Origin of the sequence: Herbaspirillum sp. NPDC101397, assembly GCF_044767325.1 — a bacterium.
Taxonomy (GTDB): Bacteria; Pseudomonadota; Gammaproteobacteria; order Burkholderiales; family Burkholderiaceae_D; genus Herbaspirillum.
The window spans coordinates 395,450-409,637 of sequence record NZ_JBIWNS010000007.1 but is presented as its reverse complement, the minus strand read 5'-3'; the positions used below and the strand labels follow the sequence as shown (position 1 = coordinate 409,637).

The 14,188-nt window shown below is 62.2% G+C and carries 12 protein-coding genes; 4 read left to right on the top strand and 8 right to left on the bottom strand.

Annotation, left to right across the window (positions count from 1 at the left end):
* Nucleotides 1-177 precede the first annotated feature (177 nt).
* The 4 genes from ACIROW_RS19200 to ACIROW_RS19185 form a co-directional block, all read right to left on the bottom strand.
* Nucleotides 178-528, bottom strand: coding sequence for a BON domain-containing protein (locus tag ACIROW_RS19200; protein ID WP_402278039.1), 351 nt, complete (start codon nt 526-528; stop codon nt 178-180).
* Between the two features lie 220 nt (nt 529-748).
* Nucleotides 749-2,125, bottom strand: a complete 1,377-nt coding sequence (locus ACIROW_RS19195) for a sigma 54-interacting transcriptional regulator (protein WP_402278038.1) — start codon at nt 2,123-2,125, stop codon at nt 749-751.
* 28 nt (nt 2,126-2,153) lie between these two features.
* Entirely contained in the window at nt 2,154-2,660 is a 507-nt protein-coding gene (locus ACIROW_RS19190) for a hypothetical protein (protein WP_402278037.1), read from the bottom strand.
* Between the two features lie 13 nt (nt 2,661-2,673).
* Nucleotides 2,674-4,164, bottom strand: coding sequence for a sensor histidine kinase (locus ACIROW_RS19185; RefSeq protein WP_402278053.1), 1,491 nt, complete (start codon nt 4,162-4,164; stop codon nt 2,674-2,676).
* A gap of 324 nt (nt 4,165-4,488) precedes the next feature.
* Here ACIROW_RS19185 and ACIROW_RS19180 point away from each other — a divergent pair, with 324 nt between their 5' ends.
* Together ACIROW_RS19180 and ACIROW_RS19175 are read left to right on the top strand one after the other, a co-directional pair.
* Nucleotides 4,489-5,916 (top strand): MFS transporter, encoded by a 1,428-nt coding sequence (locus ACIROW_RS19180; RefSeq protein WP_402278036.1) that lies wholly within the window; start codon nt 4,489-4,491, stop codon nt 5,914-5,916.
* Nucleotides 5,917-6,147: 231 nt separating this feature from the next.
* Nucleotides 6,148-7,410 (top strand): HD-GYP domain-containing protein, encoded by a 1,263-nt coding sequence (locus ACIROW_RS19175; RefSeq protein WP_402278035.1) that lies wholly within the window; start codon nt 6,148-6,150, stop codon nt 7,408-7,410.
* An 18-nt stretch (nt 7,411-7,428) separates the two neighbouring features.
* Here the strand turns inward: ACIROW_RS19175 and ACIROW_RS19170 are convergent, their stop codons facing one another.
* Nucleotides 7,429-7,854: a BLUF domain-containing protein gene (locus ACIROW_RS19170; RefSeq protein ID WP_402278034.1), complete on the bottom strand. Its 426-nt coding sequence runs from the start codon at nt 7,852-7,854 to the stop codon at nt 7,429-7,431.
* 5 nt (nt 7,855-7,859) lie between these two features.
* Nucleotides 7,860-8,567: a GTP cyclohydrolase I gene (gene folE / locus ACIROW_RS19165; RefSeq protein ID WP_402278033.1), complete on the bottom strand. Its 708-nt coding sequence runs from the start codon at nt 8,565-8,567 to the stop codon at nt 7,860-7,862.
* 199 nt (nt 8,568-8,766) lie between these two features.
* Between folE and ACIROW_RS19160 the strand changes: the two genes are divergently transcribed.
* Both ACIROW_RS19160 and ACIROW_RS19155 read left to right on the top strand, forming a co-directional pair.
* Complete coding sequence (locus tag ACIROW_RS19160) at nt 8,767-9,735, top strand: aliphatic sulfonate ABC transporter substrate-binding protein (protein ID WP_402278032.1); 969 nt, start codon at nt 8,767-8,769, stop codon at nt 9,733-9,735.
* A 16-nt stretch (nt 9,736-9,751) separates the two neighbouring features.
* A complete protein-coding gene (locus ACIROW_RS19155) occupies nt 9,752-11,092 on the top strand; it encodes an LLM class flavin-dependent oxidoreductase (RefSeq protein ID WP_402278031.1) in 1,341 nt (446 codons plus the stop codon).
* 16 nt (nt 11,093-11,108) lie between these two features.
* Here ACIROW_RS19155 and ACIROW_RS19150 read toward each other — a convergent pair whose 3' ends face one another.
* Together ACIROW_RS19150 and ACIROW_RS19145 are read right to left on the bottom strand one after the other, a co-directional pair.
* Complete coding sequence (locus tag ACIROW_RS19150) at nt 11,109-12,791, bottom strand: methyl-accepting chemotaxis protein (RefSeq protein WP_402278030.1); 1,683 nt, start codon at nt 12,789-12,791, stop codon at nt 11,109-11,111.
* A 77-nt stretch (nt 12,792-12,868) separates the two neighbouring features.
* A complete protein-coding gene (locus ACIROW_RS19145) occupies nt 12,869-13,954 on the bottom strand; it encodes a porin (protein ID WP_402278029.1) in 1,086 nt (361 codons plus the stop codon).
* Nucleotides 13,955-14,188 lie beyond the last annotated feature (234 nt).

Below are 14,188 nucleotides of genomic sequence, written 5' to 3'. Positions count from 1 at the left end.
ATCCGTGCAATACTTTTTGAAAAATTATTTAAACTTTTTAATCCACCTCCCCGCAAACCCGCTCCAGCTCTGGATTTGCAACCGTAAATAATTTTTAAAACAAAAGCATGAAGCCCATCCCTTACGGGATGGGCTTCATTTTCTGCCTTAACTAACAGTGATTAGCGGTGCAGCAAATTAGCTGCTCTTGACGGTCAGTTCGCTCTTCACGTCCTTGACGCCGTCGATCGCGGCCGCCAGCTGCAATGCATGCTGGCCGGCGTCGGCATTAGGTACTGCGCCGGCCAGGGTAACGATGCCCTTCTTGGTGGTGACCTTGATCTTCAGGGCGGACACCTGGCTGTCTTCAACGAAGGCGGCCTTGACCTTGGCGGTGATGACGGAGTCATCTACATAGGCGCCGGCTTTTTGGGTAGTAGTGCCGGACGAACTGGTGGAGCTATCGGCGGCGTAGACGGCAGGAGCTGCTACGGCGGCGGTCAGGAAGGCGGCGGTAACCAGTGTCGAGATGGTTTTGGTCTTTTGCATGATGAGGTCCTTATAGTATGAAAAAGAGAGACAACGCATTCGCGCTACCTGCCCTCTCTTTCGCAAAGGCCGTGCCAAGCAAAATTAACCCAATGATTTCAACAACTTAACGGATTCAGAGCAAATCCGCGGCGGATTTCGAGGGCAAAAACCCGGTTTTTCGTCGCCTGATAGCGACGCTGCGGCAGCCCACGATTTTAAGTTATTGATTTTAAAGAGATTACTCTTGTCGCTCGACGGCGACGTCTTCCTCATCTCCCCGGAAAAGCCGCGGATCCAGTCCGTTCTTCTGCAACAGACGATAGAACTCGGTCCGGTTACGGTCGGCCAGGCGCGCCGCATCGGTGACATTGCCGTCCGTTAATTTGAGCAGCTGGATCAGGTAGTCGCGCTCGAACCGCTGCTTGGCGTCGGCGTAGCGCAATACCTCCAGCGCCGGCACCCGCAAGGCGCGCTGCACCAGCGCGGCCGGAATCAGCGGCGCGGTCGACAAGGCGCAGACCTGCTCGACCACGTTATATAACTGGCGTACGTTGCCGGGCCAGGAGGCCATCATCAGCATTTCCAGCGCATCAGGGGCGAAGCCGTTGAGTTTCTTTTGGTACCGGTCTGCGATTGCCTGCAGGAAATGATTGGCCAGCAAGGCAATATCTTCACGCCGTTCGACCAGCAGCGGCAGCGCCAGCGTGACGACGTTGAGCCGGTAATAGAGATCTTCGCGGAAGGAACCGTCGGCCATCGCCGCATCCAGATTGCGATGGGTTGCCGAAAGGATGCGCACGTCCACCGTCGTGCTGTCGTTGGAGCCGACCGGGCGCACCGTGCGTTCCTGCAACACCCGCAGCAGCTTGACCTGCAGCGGCAAGGGCATGTCGCCGATCTCGTCGAGGAACAGCGTGCCGCCGTCGGCCGCCTGGAACAAACCCTTGCGGTGCTCGACTGCGCCGGTGAACGCCCCCTTCACGTGACCGAACAGCTCGGACTCCAGCAATTGCTCGGGAATCGCCGCGCAGTTGACCGCGATGAACGGCGCCTTGGCGCGGCGGCTGGCCCGGTGAATCGCGCGCGCCAGCAATTCCTTGCCGGTGCCGCTCTCGCCGCGGATCAGGATGCTGGCGTCGGACACCGCCACCAGGCGCGCCTCCGACAGCACTTCCGCCATGCGGGGGCTGCGGCTGATCAATTCTTCACGCCACGCCTCCTCGTCGGCATCACCGTCGACGGCCGCGGTCAGACTCAGCGCCTGCTCGATCTTGGCCAGCAGGATCTTGGCGTCGTATGGCTTGGTCAGGTAGGCGAAAGCGCCGCGCGTGGTCGCATCGACCGCATCGGGAATGGTGCCGTGCGCCGTCAGCAGGATCACCGGCAGCGCCGGATACTGCGCGCGGATCTCGTCGAACAGCGCCAGCCCGTCCTTGCCCGGTAGGCGGATATCGCTGATCACCAGCGCCGGCAAGTCCATCGCCAGTTGCGCCTGGGCTGCTTCCGCGCTGGCCACGCCGGTCACGCGGTAGCCGTTGGCAGTCAGGCGCAAGGACAGCAGTTGCAGCAGATCGGCGTCGTCATCGACCAGCAGCAAGTGGCGCGGTGTACTCATCTCGATGTGCTTCTCTATATAGGGGGAGTTATTTGGGCTGGCCCGGCAGCGTGCGCTCGATATTCTTGAGCGCCTCCAGCTTCTCGCTCAGCTGGTCGAGACGGCGCTGATTGTCGCGCGCCTGCTGGCTGGCCTTGTCCGCATTGTCATTGAGCCGACGCATCTCGGCATAGTTGCTCACCAGCAGTTGCGCCAGCGGCTTCAGCGCAGCCGCATCGGAATCGGTCGCACTGAGCACCGATCCCAGTTGCGCCTGTGCCCTGGTCAGGTCGCCCGCGTCGTGCGTGAGGCCCAGCACCATGGCTTTCTGCATTGCCAGCATGGCGCCGCCGCCATGGCGCGCGTTGAGCGCCTGCAGCTCGCGCCCCAGCTCTTGCGGCGACAAGCGGCGCAGGGATTGGTGGTACGCCAGCAAATCGTCCATGCCGCCGACCGTAGTCACCAGCTTGACGGTCGTGGTCGGCGCTTCCGGCGCAGGCGTGGCGCAGGCTGCCAATAACAGAGAGAGCAACAGAAGAAGTAGTCTTGATTTCATGATTTGTCAGGTTTCAGCTTTCATCCGGCAATTCGATGCGGAAATGCGCGCCGCCCGGGCCCGCCATCAATTGCACCTCGCCATTGTGCGCCAGCACGTACTCGCGCACGATGGACAGGCCGATGCCATTGCCGTGGCGCGCGCCTTGCGGCTGGTTCAGGCCCTGGTAGAAGGGATCGAAAATCCGCCCCGCGTCGGTCGCCGCCACGCCCGGCCCCTGGTCGATGCAATCGATGCGCACGCGGCCCTCCTGGCCCGACAGCACGAAACGAATGGCGCCGCCGCGCGGGCTGAAGCGCACCGCATTCGACAGCAGGTTGGCCAGCACGATGGCGAACTTGTCCGGATCCAGCACCGCCGTACGGGCGCCGCCTTCAACGTCCACCTTGAGGTCGCGCGCCGCCCATTGCAGGCGCTGGTCGTCGATCACCTTATATAAGAGGGCGCGCAAATCCACCGGCAGGCGGTTGATGTGCTGGGCGTCGAATCCCACTTCGTTATAGCGCAACAGATCCTCGATCTGGTTCTGCAGGGCCTGGGTATTCTGGCGCAGGATGCGCGAAATCTCGCGTTGGCTGTCGGTGAGTTTGCCGGCGACCTCGTCGTCGAGCAGCGCGGCGCCTTCGCACAGGGCCGCCAGCGGCGTCTTCAATTCATGCGAAACGTGGCGCAGGAAGCGCGACTTCTCGGCCTCCAGGTCGGCCAATCGTTGCCGCAGCCAATCCAGTTGCTGGCCGAGGCGGCGCAAGTCGGCCGGCCCCTTGACGATGATCGGCTGGTCGAAGCGGTTTTCACCGAGACGGTTGATCGCCAGCTCGATGCGCGCCAGCGGCCGCGACAGCCACAGCCCGAACCAGAACGCCAGCAGCACCGCCAGCACGATGGCGCCGATCACCTGGAACGTCAGCATCTGGCGCTGCTGCTCCAGATCGTTGGACAAGGCGTTATTACGGCGCTCGACTTCGCGTTTGCTTTCCAGCGCCAATTGTTCGTTGAGCGCCGGCAGATGGGCGAAAGCCTGGAACAGCGCGCGCTGGTCTGGTTTGCGCGCCTCGACCTTGCGCGCGGCCTGCTTGCGCTTGCTGCCCGTCGCCGGCGCAGGGTCGACTGCAACTGCAGGCGTCTGGTCCGCCTGTAACACGGTCCAGGCCGCTTCGCCGTAGCTGTTCCAGGAATTGAATGTCTCGGCCGGCGCCTGCGGCAGCGCTTCCTGCAATTCGGTCAACGCGGTCTTGGCTTGTTGCCAGGCTTCGGCGTACCGATCGCGGAAGGCGGGATCGTCCAGCACCAGGTACTGGCGCGCGCTGCGCTCCATCGCCACGGTGCGTTCGGCCAGCCGCTGCGCCTGTTCGGTCAGGCGCACGGCCTGGCCGGCGGTCTCGCGGCTGTGGGTGGACATGCGCTCGAGCGTAAACAAGGCGTGCACCGAGGTGCCGCTGAGCAGGGCGGCAATCAACAGGAATGCCGCCAGCAACAACTGACGGAACGACAATCCCGGCAGCATCACCGGCCGGGCTGCGGGAGAACGAGACACCGGCTGTTGTAAGGCAGCTTGCTTGAGCATGAATCTTTCTCGCTAGGATGGATCATCATTGTAATCAACGACGAGGCGGAAGCAGAAAAGTATCTTATAACTTCTAGAAAATACTTCAAACCGAGGCCGACGCACAATCCCCGCAAAACACCCCTCGCCAGCAGCCCCAGCGGTTCCCGTATATCATGGCCGCAGCTCCGGACCGCCCGCCCTGCCGCCGTGTTTCGCGCAATTCAACGGCAGCATGCGCACCGATCGTCCGCAACATCCTCCCTACCACTACTCCGCATCACAATGGAACCTTCGAAGTCCAAGGCCGCCGATTCCGCCGCTGCCCCTCATATCGTCATCGCCGGTGAAGGCCTGCCGGCCGACAAGCGCGCCATCGCCGTCATCACGCTACTGATCGCCGTCGGCCTGGCCACGCTCGACACCGCCATCGCCAACACCGCGCTGCCGGTCATGGCGCGCGACCTCAACACCACCCCGGCTGCCTCGGTCTGGATCGTCACCGCCTACCAGCTGGCCATGATGGTGTCGCTGTTGCCGCTGGCCGCGCTGGGTGAAATCGTCGGCTACCGCCGCATCTATATTGCCGGGCTGGCGCTGTTTACGGCCGCGTCGCTGCTGTGCGCCGTGGCCTGGTCGCTGCCGGCGCTGACCGTCGCGCGCTTCCTGCAAGGCCTGGGCGGCGCCGGCATCATGAGCGTCAACACCGCGCTGATCCGCTATATCTACCCGACCCGCTCGCTCGGACGCGGGGTCGGCATCAACACGCTGATCGTCGCCATCTCCTTCACCATCGGCCCCAGCGTCGCCTCCGGCATCCTGGCGATCGCGCCGTGGCCGTGGCTGTTTGCCGTGAACGTCCCGCTCGGCATCATCGGCCTGGCGATGGCGATACCGTCGCTGCCGCACACGCCCAAGTCCACCCACCATTTCGACATCAAGAGCGCGCTGCTCAACGCCGCCGCCTTCGGCCTGCTGATCATGGCCATCGGCGAGGGCGCGCATCAGGCCGCGCCGAGCGTGGTTGCGCTGGAGTTCATCGCCGCGCTGGTCTGTGGCTACCTGCTGATGCGCCGCGAAGCCTCGCACCCGGCGCCGATGCTGCCGGTCGACTTGTTCCGCCGGCCGATGTTCTCGCTCTCGGCCATCACGGCGGTGTGCTCGTTCGCCGCGCAGGGTCTGGCATTCGTGTCGCTGCCGTTCTTCTTCCATCACGACCTCGGCCGCTCACAAGTCGAAATCGGTTTGCTGATGACGCCGTGGCCGGTGGCCGTCGCGATCATGGCGCCGATCGCCGGACGCATGTCGGATCATTATCCGGCCGGCATCCTCGGCGGCTTCGGCCTGGCGCTGCTGTGCATCGGCCTGATGCTGATGACGCTGATGCCGGCAACGCCGAGCGTGTTTGAAATTTCCTGGCGCATGTTCGTCTGCGGCATGGGCTTCGGCTTCTTCCAGTCGCCCAATCTGAAAGCGCTGATGACCAGCGCGCCGCCCCATCGCAGCGGCGGCGCCAGCGGCATCGTCGCCACCGCGCGGCTGTTCGGCCAGAGCATCGGCGCGGCGCTGGTGGCGCTGTGTTTCAGCATGTCCGAACTGCATGGTTCGCGCATCGCGCTGGGACTCGGCGCGGGTTTTGCAGGCGCGGCCTGTCTCGCTAGCTTCCTGCGTCTGCTGACCACTAATCCATACGCGCCGCCGGCGCCGAAATAAGTCCGCATTTTTCTTGCAAAACGATCCGTGCCGCATCAGCGCGGATCGTTTGCAACGACCGCCGCTCTTCTTTTTTCAAATCCCCGCGCAGTACAAATACAAGCCACATTCCCGGCAGGTTCTGCTACGATAAGGCCATGCAAAACGCTAAGCGTGAATCGCTGAAGTCCAGCATCCGCGCAAGTTTCAGAGCAGCAACATCCAACAAAAAGCGTCCACGGAGGACCGGTAGTGTTGAAGCGTATTGCACCCGATCAGTTGCGTCTTGGCATGTATGTCCAGGAGATCCCAGGCCCGTGGATGAACCATCCATTCTGGCGGGGTTCCTTCAAGCTGGAGAAATACGAAGACCTCAAGACGCTGCGTTCCGCCAAAATCGAACAGATCCTGATCGACACCACCAAGGGGCGCGACATCGTCATGGAAGACGAGCCCAAACCGACCGCGCCCGCTGCCGACGAATCGACTCCTGAAACTGCCGCCCCGGCCACAGTCGAACGACCCGCTGAAGCCTCCCGCCCGAGACAAGCCAAAATCGTCGTTCAGGTCGGCGCCGAGCAGGAACGCGTGCAAGCCGCACGCGTACTGACCGCGTCCAAAAAAGCCATCATGACGATGTTCAATGAAACCCGCATGGGCAAGGCACTGGACGTACGCCAGGCGTTGCCGGTGGTGCACGAAATCACCGCCTCGGTCGCCCGCAACTCCGGCGCCCTGATCAGCCTGGCGCGCCTGAAGACGGCCGACGATTACACCTACATGCATTCGGTGGCGGTCTGTGCGCTGATGATCGCGCTCGGCCACCAGCTCGGCCTGTCGCCTGAAGAAACACGCCAGGCCGGTATCGCCGGCCTGCTGCACGACATCGGCAAGATGGCGGTGCCGGCCGACATCCTGAACAAACCCGGCAAACTCACCGACGACGAATTCACCTCTGTCAAGAAACACGCACAAGCCGGCCACGCCATCCTGCGCGGCGTCGACGGCATCGGCGATGCCGCCCTCGACGTCTCGCTGCACCATCACGAAAAAATCGACGGCAGCGGCTACCCGTTCAACCTCAAGGGCAATCAGATTTCCATGGTGGCGAAAATGGGCGCGGTGTGCGACGTCTATGACGCCATTACTTCCAACCGGCCCTATAAGCCGGGCTGGGAGCCGGGCCATTCGGTCAAGCGCATGGCCAACAACCAGGGCCATTTTGACGAGACTATCCTCGAAGCGTTCATCAAGAGCGTGGGGATTTTCCCGACCGGATCCTGTGTGGTGATGCAGTCGGGCAAGGTCGGCATCGTGATCGACCAGCATCCCGGATCGCTGCTGACGCCGAAGGTGAAAGTATTTTTCTCGGCGCTGACGATGGCGCCGCTGCCGATCGAGATCATCGACCTGGCCACCACCCGCAGCGGCGACAAGATTGCCTCGCATGCGGATCCGGCCAAACTGCACCTGCCCAATCTGGAAACGATCTGGGCATCGGCTGCAATCGTCTGAGCGGCATCGCGTGAAAGCTTAGTCCCGGACTGCGAAGGCGCCGGTTTCAGCCAACTCCTCCAGCAACGCCACGGTGGCGCAACCCGACACGTCGTAAGGATTGAGCACGCCGGTGCTGGAATATTTCAGCAGCAGCGAGCGGTTGACCTTATCCAGCCGGACCTTGCCCATGGTCCACGATGAATAGCGGCGCACGCCGATCTCTTCATAGCAGAGCAGGATGACGTCCTTGTGGCGCGGGTCCTGCAACAGGCGCGCATACAGCTGGTTGACCTGCTCGCGGCCGCCTTCCAGCGCCTGCACGAAGACTTCCTCACTGTGACACAGCACACCGGTAATGCCGTTGCCGGGATTGTGGCGACGCGCGGTCGACAGGATGGCGTCGACCTGTTCCTGAGAGATCGGCGTACAGGCGCGGCTTGCATAGATCAGACGAACCAGCATGGTGATTATCCCTTCCGGATGAGTGCGAGGAATTCGCGACGCAGATTGGCGTCGCGCAGGAACGAACCGCGCATGACGCTGTTGATCATTTTTGACTCGGTGTCCTTGACGCCGCGCCAGTGCATGCAGAAGTGATCGGCTTCCATCACGATCGCCAGGCCGTCCGGCTGCAACTTTTCCATCAGCAGGCCGGCGACTTGCGACACGGCTTCTTCCTGGATTTGCGGACGGCTCATGATCCACTCGATCAGGCGCGCGTACTTGGACAGGCCGATCAGGTTGGAATGTTCGTTCGGCATCACGCCGACCCAGACCTTGCCCATGATCGGGCACAGGTGATGCGAGCAGGCGCTGCGCACGGTAATCGGGCCGACGATCATCAACTCGTTCAGGCGCTCGATATTGGGGAATTCGGTCACCGGCGGCGCCGGCTGGTAACGCCCGCGGAATACCTCCTGCAGATACATTTTGGCCACGCGCTTGGCGGTGTCCTGAGTGTTGTGGTCGCTCTCGACGTCGATCACCAGGCTCTCGAGCACGCCGGCCAGCTTGGCCTGGACTTCAGCCTGCAAGGCATCGAGCTCGCCGTCTTCAATGAAGGCAGAGATATTGTCGTTGGCGTGAAAACGAACGCCGGCAGCCTTGATGCGCGCGCGGATCCGCGTCGACACCAGTTCGTCGTGCAGGCTTGGTCGTGGTTGGTCTGTTGCCATTGTGGAATTGCGCCGCAAGGCGCAGTGCGAATGAAATTGACGCCATTATGCCCCGAAACGACGCTTTCATATGCGAGTCGCGGCAAGGCCTCGGTCCTGATAGACATCCACCGCATATCCTCATGCGGAAACAACGCTTAATTTCCCGCCGCACCGGTGCTATCGTCGGCGACGACCTTTCACTCATCGCCGGAAACCCATGCCCACTCTCATTTTCAAGCGCGCCATCGGTGCGCTGTTTGCGCTTACCCTGAGCCTCTCCGCCGCCACCTCGCATGCCGCCGCGCCGGCCGCGTATCCCAGGGAATTCCGCATCGGCTACCAGAAGGGCAACAGCCTGGTCATCCTCAAGGCCAGCGGCGAGCTGGAAAAGGCGCTGGCTTCCAGCGGTGTTGCGGTGAAGTGGTACGAATTCCCGTTCGGCCCGCCGATGGTGGAAGCACTCAACGCCGGCGACATCGACCTCGGCTTCGTCGGCTCGACGCCACCTGTCTTCGCACAAGCCGGCGGCGCGCCCGAGATCCGCTATGTCGGTTACGCCGCAGCCTATAAAGACAACTACGCCGTGGTGGTGCCGAAGGAATCGACCGCACGCCGCATGAAAGACCTGCAAGGCAAGAAGATCGCTGTCGCCAAGGGATCGGCCGGCCAGTACCTGCTGCTCAAGGCGCTGGAACAGGACGGCATGAAGCCCGATGACATCGTCTTCGCCTACCTGCAATACAGCGAAGCGCGCTCAGCCTTCGAACGCGGCGACGTCGCCGCCTGGGTGGTGCCCGATCCGCGCCTGGCCGACATCGAGCAGAACATCGGCGCACGACCGCTGGTGACCGCATCCAAACTGACGCCGCAATACAGCTTCTACGTCGCGCCGGCAAAATTCGCCGCGACCTATCCGGCCATCCTGCGCCTCACGCTCGACAAGCTCAACGACACCGAGCAATACGCAAAAGAACACGCCGACGAAACCGCGCGCTTCCTCGAAAAGGACACGCGCGTGCCACTCAAAATCTGGCAACTCGCACTGACCCGCCAGGCCTGGGGTGTGGCCTATCCACTGCCGCCCAACATCGTCGAGGCACAGCAGGAAGTCGCCGACACCTTCTTCCGCTACAAGCTGATTCCCAAAGCCGTGCAGATCAAGGATGCATCGGTTTCCGTCAAATAACGCGTCAGGTAAATCCATGTCTTCGTCAAAGCCCAAACAAATGCACCTCGGCGCCTTCCTCATGTCGGTCGGCCATCACGCCGCCGGCTGGCGTTTCCCCGGTGTCGATCCGGCCAACACCATGAACTTCGCCTATTACAAGAAGCTGGCGCAGACCGCCGAGGCGGGCAAGTTCGACCTGATTTTCTTTGCCGACCGGCTGGCGATTTCGGATCGCTTCGACAATCGTTTCGACACCACCGTGCGCTACCTCGCGCAGGCGCGGCCCGAGCCGATCTCGCTGCTCGGTGCACTCGGCGCCATCACCGACAAGATCGGTCTGGCCGCCACCGCCTCGACCACCTACAACGAGCCGTTCTTCCTGGCGCGCGCCTTCGCCACGCTGGACCACCTGACCGGCGGACGCATCGCCTGGAATATCGTCACCTCCACCAATGACGGCGAAGCGCTCAACTTCAGCAAGCAGGAACATCTGGAGCACGAAACCCGCTACGGGCGCGCGCACGAATTCCTCGACGTGGTCACCAAATTATGGGACAGCTGGGAAGACGATGCGCTGGTGCTCGACAAGGAGAATGGCGTCTACGCCGATCCGTCCAAGGTGCATTACCTGCATCACAAAGGCGACTGGTTCGGCGTGCGCGGCCCGCTCAACGTGACGCGTCCGCCGCAAGGCCATCCGGTACTGATCCAGGCAGGGTCATCGGATACGGGGCGCGACTTTGCTGCGCAGACGGCGGAAGTGATTTTCTCGTCACAGCCGCAGATCGCGGCGGCGCGCGAATTCCGCAACGACATCCGTGCCCGCGTCCTCAAATACGGCCGCACGCCCGACAGCATCAAGATCCTGCCCGGCGTGATGCCCATCATCGGCGCCACGCAAACCGAAGCCGAAGAGAAGCTGCGTCATCTGGAAGACCTGGTCCATCCGCTGGGCGGACTGGCGCTGCTGTCCGACAGCATGAACCACGACCTGTCGGTGTATTCACTGGACGAACCGCTGCCTGACCTGAAAGAGATTCGCGGCAATCAAAGCCGCTACAAGCTGGTGCAGGAAATGTCGAAGCGCGACAACCTGAGCCTGCGCCAACTCGGCAAACGCTTCGGCGGCAGCCGCTCGCACCGCGTGGTGGCCGGCACCGCCGAACAGATCGCCGACAACTTCGCCGAATGGTTCGGCAGCGGCGCCTGTGACGGCTTCAACCTGATGCCGGCTTACCTGCCTGAATCGCTGACCGATTTCGTCGAACAGGTCGTGCCGATCTTGCAGGAGCGCGGGCTGTTCCGGCGCGAGTATGAGGGCGACACCTTGCGCCAGCATCTGGGGCTGGAGCGGCCGAAGAATCGGTTTGCCTGAACAATTCAGCCGAACCTCAGAATGTCTCCCAATCGCCATCGGTGGAGCCGTGCACCAGTGCGGGCTTTCCGACAGGCGCCTGCACCAGTTTTTTGCGCACTGTCGGCGCGGCAATGCGTGGTGCGACCGTGGCCGGCTTCGCCAGATGCGGGACGTCGTTCACGTTGAGCCGGAACACGCCCACCACCTGCGCCAAGTTGGCGGACTGATCCTGCAGCGATTGCGCGGCAGCAGCAGCCTGCTCGACCAGCGCGGCATTCTGCTGCGTCACTTCGTCCATGTGCGTGATGGCCTGGTTGACCTGTTCGATGCCCGAGCTTTGCTCCTGGCTGGCGAAGCTGATTTCGCCGACGATGTCGCTCACGCGTTTGACACTGGCGACCACCTCGTCCATGGTGCTGCCGGCCTGCGCAACCAGCTTGCTGCCGATCTCAACCTTCTCGACCGAGTCGTCGATGAGCGCCTTGATTTCCTTGGCGGCGCCGGCCGAGCGTTGCGCCAGGCTGCGCACTTCGCTGGCCACGACCGCAAAGCCGCGGCCTTGTTCGCCGGCGCGCGCTGCTTCCACCGCAGCATTGAGCGCCAGGATATTGGTCTGGAAGGCGATGCCGTCGATCACGCTGATGATGTCGACGATCTTGCGCGAGGATGCGCTGATGGAGCCCATGGTGGTGACCACCTGCGCCACCACCGAGCCGCTGTGCGTGGCGACGTCGGAGGCGGTCGCCGCCAGTTGATTGGCCTGGCGCGCATTGTCGGCGTTCTGCCTGACGGTGGAGGTCAGCTGTTCCATGGTGGCGGCGGTCTCTTCCAGCGAACCGGCCTGCTGCTCGGTGCGGCTCGACAGGTCGAGGTTGCCGGTGGCGATTTCACTCGAGGCGGTGGCGATGGTGTCAGCGCCGGTGCGCACTTCCGAGACGATAGTCGTGAGACTGACGTTCATGTCCCTGAGTGCCATCAGCAACTGGCCGATTTCATCCTGCGAACTCACCTCGACATGGCTGCTCAGGTCGCCGGCGGCGACGCTCTGCGCCACCTGCACCGCGTGATTGACCGGCCGCGTGATCGAGCGCGTGATCCAGAACGCAAAGCCGCAGGCCAGCAGTACCGCGATGGCGGCCATGCTCAGCATGATGACGGTCTTGCTGTGATACAGGTCGCTGGCTTCGACACTGCTCTTGGCCATCACGATCGAGCCGCCCTTGATGAAGCCTTTGACGCGGTTGATGTAATTCTGCTGGTCGGTGCGCAGGGAGGTCAGCAGCAATTGCGACGCATCCATGGTGGCGCCGGTGGCGGCCAGCTTGAGAAATTCCTTCTGACCCTTTTCATAGGTCGCGCGCAGCGCTGAGATTTCGCCGAAGGACTTGCGTCCCATATCGCTCGAGAGCATCTGCTGAAGCGTAGTGAGGTTGGCGTTGATGCCTTTTTCGCCGTCTTCGATGCGCTGGATTTCCTTGAGCAGGGTGTCGTGATCATCGATCAGCAGGATGTTGCGCATGGCGATGGCGTTGTCGCTGATCTGCAGCACGATGTCGTTGGCGACCACCACTTGCGGATAGCGGTTCTTGACGATCAGCTGCGTGCCGTCGTGCAAAGCGCCGAGGCTCTGGATGCCCAGGCCGGTGATGCCGATCAGCAGCAGTACAACAAGTCCGAATGCCAGACCGAGCCGCGTGCCGAGTTTCAAATTAGTCATCTTTTTATGCTCCCCAAAAACAAACCGGCGCCGGGATGTCGGTCGGCGCCGGGTTGCATTGCTACGATGTTCGCGACTTAGAAGGAATGGTGCATACCTACTGTTGTCACCAACTGGCTGTCGCTGCCCGACACACCGGTAGCGCCGCCGGCGCCGGTGCCGTTCATGACCGCAAAGCGCGCGCTGCCGCCCGCACGTTGATATGCCGCCTGCACATAGAACTCGGTGCGCTTGGAGAACGCGTGCACATGGCTCAGGCTGAAGGTATTCCAGCGTGCGCTTTCCAGCTTGGACAGGCCGTAACCGAAGTTGAGCGTGTCAGCCGTTGCATAGCGCCAGGCTGCGCCGAGGTCGAAGTTCTTTTGCTTCGGCGTGACGCCGGTTGGCAACGAGATCTTGACCTGGGTGTAGTCGGCGTTCAAACGCACCGGACCGATGGTGTAACCAACGCCCGCGGCAGTGGTGCTCAGGCTGTTGAACACGGTCGCAGCGGTGCCGAGACCGAGGCTTTGCAGGAACGCGCCGCCGTAACCGGCCGCGCGGTTATTCAGCTTCGAGTACGCCAGTGCGGCGCGCAAAGGACCGTTGGTATAGGTCGCGCCGGCGCTGACGTTGCGGCCGTTGCTGCTGTCACCGGCAACTTCGCCGAAACCGTACATGCCGCTCAATTCCAGCCCCGCGAATTTCGGCGAAGTGTAGCGCACGGCATTGTCGAACTGGTAGGTGTTGGCCAGGCTGTCCAGGTTACCCGGATGGAACAGGTACCAGTTGGTCAGTTGATAGCCGTTGGACAGTTTGCCGACGTAGTCGAACACGATGTCGGGCATGTGGCCCATGCTCACCGCGCCGAAGTCGCCGGACAGGCCGACGGTGCTGTAGCGGTTGAACAGTTTGCCGGCTGTCGGCTGAGCGCCGGTGTCGGTGTAAAAACCAGTTTCCAATTGGAAGTTGGCCTTCAGGTTGCCGCCCAGATCTTCACTGCCGCGGAAACCGATACGGTCCGGCTGCATGGTGCCCTGATCCACACGCGTGACGGAACCGCCGCCAAGGTTGTTGATATATGCCACGCCGGCGTCGAGACTACCGTAGATCGTCACGTTGCTCTGAGCGAATGCGCTTGCCGCGAAGCCGGTGGCGGCGACGGCAAAGAGTACCTTCTTCATGAAAAACTCCCCTTCAATTAAGCACGGCTGACGCCGCGTTCACTGCTCTCATCTGCCCCGCGCCGATGAAAGGTGAATCCTGTAGAGCCACTAACAACACACCGCTGGCGGCGTTGCTTCTCCTTGCCGTACTCGCGTACTGTCTGTATCGGCGCGTCTTGCCAGCGGTGCGTTGTCAGCGGCTCTTCGCGGAGCGTTGGATCGGGTCTTTGTTTCACCCATGAATCAACGTTC